General features: G+C 38.3%; 8 protein-coding genes. 2 read left to right on the forward strand and 6 right to left on the reverse strand.

The window, feature by feature from the left end; genetic code table 11:
• Nucleotides 1-402 (forward strand): hypothetical protein (locus ACWATR_RS37655; protein WP_460344758.1); only part of this gene is annotated, 402 nt, incomplete at its 5' end.
• A 336-nt stretch (nt 403-738) separates the two neighbouring features.
• Here the strand turns inward: ACWATR_RS37655 and ACWATR_RS37660 are convergent.
• The gene (locus ACWATR_RS37660) at nt 739-2,790 is read right to left on the reverse strand and encodes a beta strand repeat-containing protein (protein ID WP_460344761.1); all 2,052 of its coding nucleotides are present in this window, start codon (nt 2,788-2,790) and stop codon (nt 739-741) included.
• Nucleotides 2,791-3,136: 346 nt separating this feature from the next.
• Between ACWATR_RS37660 and ACWATR_RS37665 the strand changes: the two genes are divergently transcribed.
• Nucleotides 3,137-3,715: a hypothetical protein gene (locus tag ACWATR_RS37665; RefSeq protein ID WP_289794724.1), complete on the forward strand. Its 579-nt coding sequence runs from the start codon at nt 3,137-3,139 to the stop codon at nt 3,713-3,715.
• A gap of 367 nt (nt 3,716-4,082) precedes the next feature.
• Here ACWATR_RS37665 and ACWATR_RS37670 read toward each other — a convergent pair whose 3' ends face one another.
• The 5 genes from ACWATR_RS37670 to ACWATR_RS37690 all read right to left on the reverse strand — a co-directional run.
• On the reverse strand, nt 4,083-4,817 hold the full coding sequence (locus ACWATR_RS37670; RefSeq protein ID WP_289794723.1) for a hypothetical protein: 735 nt from the start codon (nt 4,815-4,817) through the stop codon (nt 4,083-4,085).
• A gap of 130 nt (nt 4,818-4,947) precedes the next feature.
• On the reverse strand, nt 4,948-5,235 hold the full coding sequence (locus tag ACWATR_RS37675; protein WP_289794722.1) for a hypothetical protein: 288 nt from the start codon (nt 5,233-5,235) through the stop codon (nt 4,948-4,950).
• Between the two features lie 390 nt (nt 5,236-5,625).
• Nucleotides 5,626-6,153 carry a hypothetical protein gene (locus tag ACWATR_RS37680; protein WP_289794721.1) on the reverse strand — a complete coding sequence of 176 codons (528 nt, stop codon included), beginning with the start codon at nt 6,151-6,153 and terminating at the stop codon, nt 5,626-5,628.
• A 141-nt stretch (nt 6,154-6,294) separates the two neighbouring features.
• Complete coding sequence (locus ACWATR_RS37685) at nt 6,295-8,568, reverse strand: caspase family protein (RefSeq protein WP_460344768.1); 2,274 nt, start codon at nt 8,566-8,568, stop codon at nt 6,295-6,297.
• A 229-nt stretch (nt 8,569-8,797) separates the two neighbouring features.
• Nucleotides 8,798-10,019, reverse strand: a 1,222-nt coding sequence (locus ACWATR_RS37690) for a CHAT domain-containing protein (RefSeq protein ID WP_460344771.1), incomplete at its 5' end; no start/stop codon positions are given.

The raw sequence follows: 10,019 nt of genomic DNA on the forward strand, positions 1-10,019 counted from the left end.
CTAGTTATATCAACAGGAGTTAAAACAATGGAATTAGCACAGTATATCCTAACAGGACTTCTCTACGTTATTATTTACGGATTTTCTACTCTCTTTATTTTCCAATTCTTGCTAGATATATCTATCGCTTTTGAAAAACACTGTAACTGCACTACATCTACAAAACACAGTGTAATTCAAACCGAGAGCTTAACCGAAAAATCCAAAACTCAGATATCTAACAAAAACAAAAATCAAGTATCTACAACCAAACACATGACTGTTCAACACTTAAGAAAAAGATGCTCACAAGCTGGAATAAAATGGAGTTACGCTATCCAAGAATCCAAAACAGGTAAGAAACGACATCTCAACCGAGAAGAAATGTTAATAGCCTTAACCCAGATTAAACAGTCAGCATAATAAAATATAAACTGATAGTAATTTATTCTACTATCAGTTTATGTAAAACTGGGTTACAAACACTTATCAAAAGTTGGGAAATTAGTAAATCAATCAGCAGTCTTATTGACTGCTGTTTCATACCCAAATTGTCAATAAAGCACAAAAAAGTCACATAAAGTTATGTTTATTGACAAGAAGTTAGGTGATCGCTGTCATACTCAAGTTAGCATCCAGGTACGATGACGAGGATGGTTAACATGGCACGACATCTGCGATGCCTACGGCGGGCTGCGCCTACGCTTGCGTCTGGTAGAGAAAGTTAGCAGTTTGCTAGAAAGACTTTCTAAATCCTCATCAAGTTTGGATTACAAAGTCTGATGCAGTCAAGGACAGGTTGCTGGTGAGATTGGCAAACTCTGCTCCAGTTCCGAAGCCAGCCACAAGTCCATTTTGATTGTAGAAGAGTGCCCCTCTGCTTTGGTTGTAAACAATTTTGGCTCCACTGATTGCCGCAGCAGCGTCACTAGTAACGATCGCAAATTCATTATTCAGGCTAAATCCATTACCAGCCGAGCTTTGTAAGGCTGTAAATGTGGTTTTATCTAGGATGATTTTATCACTCGCTTTTTGGAAATCTGTAATCCGATCAATGGCGATCGCTGTACTGTTAAAGGCAGCATTGGTGTTGTAAAGGAAGAAATCGCTGCCACTACCACCGGTTAGGATGTCATCACCAGCCCCCCCAATCAGAGTATCATTACCACTTCCCCCAATCAGGGTATCCTTGCCACCTTCTCCACTGAGAATATTATTGCTTGTGTTACCCGTCAGAATGTTGTCGAGGGAGTTGCCAGTCCCATTAGTTCCTCCTGTTATCAAAATCAGGTTTTCTATGTTAGCACCCAAAGTGTATCCCTGGGCAGAAGTATAGGGGGCTTGAACGGTATCAATTCCTTCGCCTGCATTCTCGATAATAATGTCATCATTTAAACCACTGACAATGTAAGTGTCGTTACCACTGCCACCCCTCATCACATCATTGCCTGAACTGGCAATCAGGGTGTCATTACCTGCGCCGCCATCAAGGGTGTCATTACCTGTGTCGCCATCAAGGGTGTCATTACCTATACCCCCGTTCAAAATATTGTCACCCCGGTTGCCAGTCAGGTTATTGTTCAGGCTATTCCCAGTCCCATTAATTGCTCCAAAACCTGTAAGAATCAAGTTTTCTAGGTTTGCTCCCAGGGTGTAAGTAATGGAGGCTTGAACCGTGTCAATTTCGGTGCTGAGTGTTGATGTTTCGGTGACGATATCTCCGGTACTGTCAACAATGTAGGTGTCGTTGCCAGTGCCGCCAGTCATCCGATCATTGCCAGCACCCCCATCAATGGTGTCGTTTCCCGCACCGCCATTGATAATGTCATTTCCTGCGGCAGTATTGATAGTGTCGTTTCCAGCACCAGTATTGATAATGTCGTTTCCAGCAACAGTATTGATGGTGTCATCTTTGCTAGTACCTATGACAGTGAACTCCTCAATGTCTTGGAAACCAATCAAATCCAAGCGAGTGCTGTTGGTGCTGCTGACTTCTCGTATGGCAAAGCCGTAAGTGCTACTACCAACAAAACGCATACCAGTGCCCGTATCACCAACGGAATAGTCCACAATCAGACGGTCAATACCATCACCACCATAGACGGTATCACCATCATTGATACTTCCACCACCCAGTCCTGCGTTAATGGTGTCGTTGCCAGCACCAGTGATGATTAAGTCATTAGTCCGCAGAACAGCACCGTTAACAATTCCAGTATGAGTAACAATGTCGTTACCACTGCCAGTAGTAATCGAAAATCCCTCAAAATTGATCGCAGTGACAACACCAGAAACATTGATATTTGCGAGATTAGAAAGATTTAGGTTAGATGTTTGTGTGGAGAGATCAAGAGTAAGGTAGTCTAAGCCTGAACCACCATCTAAAGTGCCAGCAACAGCAGTAACACTGTCATTACCAGCACCTGCGTTAATCACGTTGTTTCCAAAGTAAGTTGTGATGGTGTCATTTTTGCTAGTACCTGTGATGGTGAACTTCTCAATATTTTGGAATTGGAGATCATCTAAATCTAGGGTGTTTGGAACACCGCTAGATCGATAAGCAGAGCCTGTGCCTGAACTGGCGTAGTTGCTATAAAAATCCATACCCCCGCCTGTATCACCAACGGAGTAATCCAAAATCAGGTGGTCAAAGCCTTCACCACCATCAACATACTCATACTTACCCAGTCCTGGGTTAATGGTGTCGTTGCCTGCACCAGTTATGATGGTGTCGTTGCTACGAAATACTGTGCCGTTGACAAAAACTGGTCTGATAACAGTGTCGTTGCCGCTACCTGTAATAATTTCCATGATTTTCAGTGTGTGTCTTTAATATCGGTAAACGTGATAACTCTAGTAGGTATTTCGCAGTCAAATCTAATAAATTACGCAAACTACCGAATTTTTTCTCCAAGCAAGGTATTACGTCAAGAATCGCACACTAAAACTTTTTGAATAATTTGCGTAAATTCACGACTTTTCAGTAGAAACTATTTATAGATTGACAAACTACAGTCGTTAATTACCGTAGTCGTTAATTACCGTGAAAAACGCAAGACCATTTTTCAGTGCGACCTTATCCGGACTCATACTGAATACTGCAAGTCCTGTATTAGCCTCTCAACAATCACAATCTTCATTCATTCCATTTAGAGCTATGAATAAAAAATTTTCCCAAATCGCACTTGTGGTAATTGTCCTAGCAAATATAAATCCTGTCATGGCTGCATCCAAAGAAGCGAATGCAGATTTATCAACTCAAAAATTAGACTATCATCAAAACCCAAACAACACCATAGTTGCCGGATTGTTTGATGAGATCCGAAAGACTGTTGAGCAAATAGATGAAACACGACATAATATAGAGCAGCGTGAACTGCAACGAAAACAACAGGAGCAAGCAATACAAGAACGTCAAGCACGTGAGGAAGAAAGGAAAAGACAACAAGCAGAACTCGATGCAGCTCGTAAAGCAGCTACAGAAAAGCAAATTCAGGAAGCTGAAAGAAGAAGACAGTATTTTGAGAGTTTGTCTCCAGAAGAAAAACAAGCTTATATCAAAGAGCAACAGGCACTTAGACAAAAGCAAGTAGAAGCAGGTTTGTTTATGGGAGAGTTACTTTTAAGATCGTTCTTCAGTGGCAATGGTGGCTCTAAACAAGACGAAGAGCCTAATTTCTGGTGTCTCAACCATTCATACTACGATCCTAATTGTAATGTGCGGCCTGGATACTAGTACTTGTAGGTGGAAATTATATCAGGTTCGGTTAAACACTTATAATATCTGTAGGTTGGGTTGAGGAACGAAACCCAACATTTTATCCTTATTCATGTTGGGTTTCACTGCCGTTCAACCCAACCTACATTGATAGATTTTATTATAAGTAATCACCCGAACTTGATATTATAGAATCTATGGAACATCGGAGAATTTCTAAAACTGGGACAGCTTATTAAGGAGTAGTAGTAAGGTTGGTGGACAGTACCAACCTTACTTTAATAATTTATTACTATATCTGGTATGTGGCGATCGCGCTTTGTGGTACTGGATGTAGATAGTTTTGCACATTAGCGCGAAGACAAGATTCAGTGACTGCAAATAACTAATAGTTTCTGTAAACACCTCTGAACATCGAAACTCCCCAATTGACTACAAAATCACCCGTACATCCATAACCAAATTGATTCCTCATTGCGTTGGTGAATTCATTAATTAAAAGGTCTTGAGTTACACCCGCCAAATTATTGCCTTGAAGTATTGAAGAAAGCCCTGTAACTACTCTAGAAGATGTTTCATTGGGAATATTTTCTTTTTCAAGACTACATATTAAAGAAGTTTCAGCCAATGCAATAGCAAACCTATTAGCAGGACTGACATAATTTGCATACAAATGATATTCAGATGGTTGTGAACCATCATTAACTATCGTGATATACGCATATTTATCTTCCGAAAACATTGGCGTGACAACTAACTCTGTTTCCGTCCCCTGGTTGTTTCCTTTAACCAATAGCTTCCAGTCTCCAGAATAGTCATGCACGTAAATATCGACATTTGAACTGCGACTGTGATTTTTGAGTGTAAAAATCCCAAAAGTATAGGCAGGAACTTTATATCTATAGTAAGCAAGACCTTGAGAATTTAGTGTTTCATAGTAATATTTATTATCTTGATGCTCAAAATTAGTAAACTCCTGTGCATTGGCAATACCTGGAGAAGTAATCGATAAACCTAATGCTGAGATTCCTGCAAGTAATTTCTTCATTTTGTTATTTCCTCTTGCAATTCTGGTATAATCAATTGGCGAAAGACTTGAAGGTGAAATAAAAGTTTTCATAAGATGTGCTGTGCAGTCAGTTAAAAAGTATGCTGCAATTAAATTCGCACCAATTTTCTATGAAGATGCGCCTAATTATTCCGGTAAAAACCTCTGCGTACCTTTGCGTTGAAAAAAACGGTATCACTTCTTATTGTGTAGGCTGATTTTTTCCGGCAATAGCAAGACCAACGCCCATAGAACCAGAGATTCCAGCAATCACAAGAAAGGTAAATACTAAATTTTGCTTCCGTTCTAATTCTTGTTTGTTTAACTCTTCCCAGCCCGACAATTTACTAATTGTTGTATTAAACTGACCTCGACTTTTAAATTCATTTTCAAATTTAATTTTCTCCCAAAAAGTCCAACCTCCCAAAAGTAGAAACATAATTCCAACAGAAAAGAATACCCCTCCGGCAACAGTTATCATTTGCTTCATGGTTTAGCTCCTTGAACTGCAAATACAGCAAAATATCAAAATATATTGGTTGGCTGATTTATTAATATTTCGCATCTAAGTCTAAAAAATTACGCAAACTAGCAAAATTTATTGTATTTTTTGAATAAATGGTTAATTGTTTATTTTTCACCATAGTGAAAAACAGTCAGAAGTAGGGGCGGGTTCACAAATACGCTCACTTATCGACAATGGTCTCTATGAAACCATCTCTAAACGGTTACATCTGTGGTTTTTTTATAATTCAGATTTTTGCAATAAGTCTATTGTTTATAAAACAATACGGTTCAGTTAAGGAAAATTGTAGGTTGGGTTGTTAGTCTTAACCCAAGCGTATTGGTTGATAAAAGATAAAAAGTAATTATTATCTAATTATCTAACCGATTTCCAATCAGATATAAATTCCTTAAGCATAGTCACTATGAACTGCTGCTCGCTATTAGAATATCCAGATATATTACCTGTTCCATAAGTTTCGGGAATACTGTATGTAGAAGCCTTTATCTTTCTTCCATTCAGTTCTACATATTGAATAACTTCCAAAGAAATCAGGAAAGCCAAAGGTTCGCGCGTTTTACATGCAATGGAAATGTGTATATAAGGGATGCTGCCAACTGTGTTAGTTTTAGTAATAGGGATATCGTTACGTCTGAGATAAGTCTCGATACCTAATTTTAAATTTTCCGCATTTATTCCAACTGGGCAGTATTTTTTTGCTACCTGGACTTGCAATTGCAATATTTCTCGTAAAGTCTCAGGTTGCCAGCTAGTACTTGCTGCTGCCTTTTCGACAGATAAGAATAGGGGAGATACAGTAGATAAAGCTAATATTGCCAGTTTTTGAGTTAAATATCTCAAAGGCGCGTTACTTTGGGGGATGATGTTGGATAGAAGGTGCATGTGTGGTAATTTGTAAATTAGGTTTTATTGCTTTAATCAAGCAAAAAGATCAAAAGCCGATTCACTAAATTTTTCGCATCAAAGTTTCAACAAATACGCAAACTCTCAAAACTTTTTTAAGCATAACTATCTGGTTGCTGGTTATTTCACAGCTTGATAGGTAATGGACATGGCTGCTAATTGAGTAGTATCACTCAAAAGAGCTTTTTGTCTAGAAGTAATCTCAGAAGAGTTGGAATTATTTCTACTACGGTTTTCTGGAAGAGTGCTACTATCAATATCTTCTAATAAGAGGTCGATAATATTGGTGGGATTATCTGCTAAGGTGACAGGTACATCTCCTCTTCCTTGTTTTTGAGCAATAGTTTGTAAACTCTGCAAACTCTTTCTTAAAGGTGATTTGCTAGCAACGACTAATATTTCTGTTAATCCTAGAGGTTCAATAATTCCTAATACCCAAGTATCCTGTGCCTTGGGTATTGCCAGAGTTTCTCCCGCTTTAACTAAGGTGGCATCCTCGGCAGATGACCAAGTGTTAGGAAAGATAACATCAATCTTTCCTTCGGGGTTAATCGCTAATACTGTAATGTAGAGGTCGCTATTTTCCTGATTTTTAACTTGAAATTGAATTTGTGTTTTTAAAGGAATTTGAGGAATGCCATTTTGATAATTAATATTAGTATTTGTGGCGGGTGTGAATGAATTTTGATCGATTTTGCTTGGTGAACGAGAAGTAAATGTTTGAGCAGCAACGGTTACATCTAATTCTTTTGGACGTAAAATATTTAAGGAAGCCAATACGTTGAGACGCGATGAGTTGGCATTTAAAGTTAATTTGATGATTCTCGCTGCCAAAAGAGAACGAAATTTAGGTTTGAGTCGAGTTAAGGCATCATTTATGGTTTCTTTCGCATTACCAAAAGAACCAGGAATTAAATCGAGTCCTTCTGTATATAAACCCAAACTATGGAGAGGAGGAATATAGGTAGCTTGTTTGTTTCTTAATTCTGTTTGTTGTACTTCTGTTATCCGACCAAAAATATAATGAACTTCCCCTGTTTGTAAGACAACTGGCTGGAGTCGCTCAATTTCGGCGATTTCATTTCTGGCTACAGCGATATCTTTACCTAAAGAATCGTCTAATCCAATCCGCAATTTATAATTAGAGGGAATCACTCTAACTCCTTCTTGTAATAATGCTCCTGGTTTTAACAATTCTGGTTTTTGCAGTTCTAAAATTTTGCCTTCACCCGTCAACCCCTTGCGAGATTGTAATTGTATTCTGCCTCGCTTAACTCCTTGGTTGTCTACTAGCTCAAAGATGGGATTTTGGTTGAAAGCTGCAAGAGCTTGAGGTGCTATTCCTCCTAACCAAAGATTAACATTATTCCCCCTAACTTGAGTAATTACTGCTTCCGCAGTGGGGACTGGTCTAGAAATAAAATATGTTGGTTTTGTTTCATTATTACTATTGTTTTTGGCTTCAAGTTCTGGTATTTGATTAGAGGTAAAAGTACTGTTGATGCTGCGAGAGATATTAGTAATGACATTCTCAAGTGGAGTGTTACTATTTTCTTGCCACAGGTATTGAGTCATCAAATAAGTAAATGCTCCTGTGACAAAATTATCCAAGTATGCTTCGGAAGCGACTTGGTTTTTTCTGGCTGAAGCAATTACTACTCCTTTAGCAATACCCTGTTTTCGGCGTTGTTCTAGTTCTTCGGGAGATATACCTAAATCAAACAGCAATTTTTGTTGATATTCTCGTTCGATGTCGCTAGAAATGTATCCTTTTCCGCCTTCAATTGACCTAATAGTTAGATTTCCCCGTTTCCCTCCTCCTGAATAACAACTATCTAAAACAACAGTGAGATTTTCGGTTTTTATTTGTGACATTAATAAGAACAAAGTCTTACCCGTAATGTCAGAAACTTGCTTTTGATTATCGGCTAGAGAAGTAGTGCGATCGCTAGGTACAAAAGTACTATTAAGTTTGTCTTCCAAAGCACTCTCTCGGTCGAATACTTGAGAACCATGTCCTGAAAAGTGATAAACTACAATGTCCCCTGGTTTTGCCTGTTTAATGAGATGTTCTTCAAAGGCTTGTAAAATTCCTTGGCGAGTCGGCTTAATTTCACTTTCATCGCTAACTATTAATATATCTTGAGGATTAAAGCCAAAACGATGAATTAATAGTTCTCTTTGCAGATAAGTATCAGTAATTGCACCTTTGAGGTTATCAACGTTTTGATAATTGTTGATTCCTACTAACAACGCTAATTTCCGAGGACTAGAAGAGGCAATAGCTTGAGCATAGCGTAAGCTTGGATTTTTGATATCTAACTGATTTAATCCCAAAGTTGTTAAAGCAGAAGTAGCGAATTGCAGAAATTGGCGGCGTTTGAAATGAGACATAGTTAACTAATAATTAATTCGTAATCTTTAACAAAAAATAATTCAGTATTCATCATTCAAAATGAATTTTTAAATATTGCTAAAATCTCTTCTAATAATGTCAATTTAGTGAACTGTCGCATTACTTCCGAGGGGTGAATAAGTTTGTAGTCAGGACTTTAGTCCTGGATTTTTAAGCACTGAAGTGCTTACTACAAACTCATCAAAATTAATGCGACGAATTACTAATCTATTTTGATTGTCCAATTAAAGTAAAACCAGCCCAATCAACAAGGTTAGGATGAGTTTTCATGATCTCCAACATCGCCTGACGCAACGCTTGAGCTTTGTCTAACTTACGCTCTTGAAAATTACGGTAAAATTCCACCATTAGTTCGGCTGTCTCTGCATCAGGAATAGACCATAAAGAAACCACAATACTAGGAACTCCAGCAACGATTAAGGCTCTAGATAAACCGACAACTCCATCTCCGGTAATATCGCCTCCGCCTGTGTCACAAGCACTGAGAACGGCTAATTCGGCTTGTAAATTCAACTCTTGAATTTCACTAGAAGTTAAAAAGCCATTATCTTGATTAGAAGGTGCTAGAGCAACTGCTCCTGGGATACCAAAACTCGCAAAATCTTCTAATAGTCCATGAGTTGCTAAATGAATATAGCGTGCATTGGGTAACTGTTTTAACACCTCGGCTTTAGTTGCTTGATTTCCTGTTAAAAACTCAGCATTCAGCAGTTGAGCAACTTCTTTTCCTTCTCGTTCTGCACCAGGTAAATTATTTAGTTGTGTGGGAGATTGGTTATTAGGTCGCTTAATTGTAGGCATTGTGGGATTGCCTACTACTACTGCAAGTTTACTCTTTCCAGTTTGTTTCTGCCGTTTTTGTCGGGTAACATCTAAGGCTTGAATTGAAGGTGCAGTGATAATGGTGTGTTTTTCGATGAGATACTTATCTTTCGAGTCGATTAAAGCTGCAAAAGGAACAAGAAATAGTTCTTTATGAGGAACAAAAACTACTTTGGCTTCTGGGTTGCTTGGTAGTAAATCAGCAATGGGTTCTATGAGTAATTCATGGAGTTGTTTAAGTTTTTCTTTGGCTTGAACTTCAGAAGGATTGCGAGTAGAACCATCGGGTAATTCTGCATCTGGTTTAAGGAATACTCCAACACTGCGATCTAATCCCATAGTTTTACGGGTATTAGTTACTAAGTTGCTGAGGGTAATTTTTTGATTTTTCAAATCGATTTGACGGGATTTGATTTGTCCTGTGGGTTTGATTACCCAAATAACTAATTTCTGTTCTTCTCCAGCAAATGCGTTCCAATGGGCATCATTATGATCATAAGGAAGATTGGCTGGATGGAAAAATGTAGTTTCAGAAATAATTGAATATTGTACAAGGGTTGCCTGATTAAACCGTGCAATTTGTTTTAGTTGTTCTATAGCTGGAGGT

Source organism: Nostoc sp. UIC 10890 (assembly GCF_054786515.1).

What these genes read in the sequence shown, in the direction of transcription:
- ACWATR_RS37660 (WP_460344761.1), bottom strand. Translation starts at nt 2,790, where the DNA reads ATGGAAATTATTACAGGTAGCGGCAACGACACTGTTATCAGACCAGTT.
- ACWATR_RS37665 (WP_289794724.1), top strand. Translation starts at nt 3,137, where the DNA reads ATGAATAAAAAATTTTCCCAAATCGCACTTGTGGTAATTGTCCTAGCA.
- ACWATR_RS37670 (WP_289794723.1), bottom strand. Translation starts at nt 4,817, where the DNA reads ATGAAAACTTTTATTTCACCTTCAAGTCTTTCGCCAATTGATTATACC.
- ACWATR_RS37675 (WP_289794722.1), bottom strand. Translation starts at nt 5,235, where the DNA reads ATGAAGCAAATGATAACTGTTGCCGGAGGGGTATTCTTTTCTGTTGGA.
- ACWATR_RS37680 (WP_289794721.1), bottom strand. Translation starts at nt 6,153, where the DNA reads ATGCACCTTCTATCCAACATCATCCCCCAAAGTAACGCGCCTTTGAGA.
- ACWATR_RS37685 (WP_460344768.1), bottom strand. Translation starts at nt 8,568, where the DNA reads ATGTCTCATTTCAAACGCCGCCAATTTCTGCAATTCGCTACTTCTGCT.